This is a genomic window from Bradyrhizobium sp. NBAIM08 (assembly GCF_020193935.1).
Lineage (GTDB): Bacteria > Pseudomonadota > Alphaproteobacteria > Rhizobiales > Xanthobacteraceae > Bradyrhizobium > Bradyrhizobium yuanmingense.
Map to the genome: position 1 here is coordinate 1 of NZ_JADYVR010000815.1, position 412 is coordinate 412.

Consider the following 412-nt stretch of genomic DNA (forward strand, 5'->3'; position numbering starts at 1 on the left):
GTCGCCCGCATCGTGTGCGTGTACGGGATCGGGAGCGGGGACATCCGTGGCGATCCACGTGGTGCGGACCTCGCCCTCGCGTGAGGCGATCCCGATAAAGCCGTCGGCGACGAAGACAATTCGGTCGCGCGTGAGCGCGAGGTCTGTGATGTGGTTCGGGGTATCGACGATGGGCCGGTTGCGGCGGGTCAGCGCCCCGGCGGAGACCACGACATGGGCCTGCGCGTCGCCGACAGCGCCGGCGATGACGTGCAGCTCGCCGGTGGCGGAGTCGTGCTTCGGGAACGGTGCGAGGGGACGACCCTGTCCGGCCAGATCGACCGGGCGCAACGTGTCCAGTGCCGGGCTCAATTCGAAGGCGGGGAGGTCGACGCCGAACGCGAGCGTCGTGCCGCTGAAGGCGACAACGTGC

The 412-nt window shown here is 69.7% G+C and carries 1 protein-coding gene; it reads right to left on the minus strand.

What is annotated here, in order from left to right:
• On the minus strand, positions 1-412 hold a 412-nt coding region (locus I6F37_RS42200), incomplete at both ends, for a carotenoid oxygenase family protein (protein ID WP_225154703.1).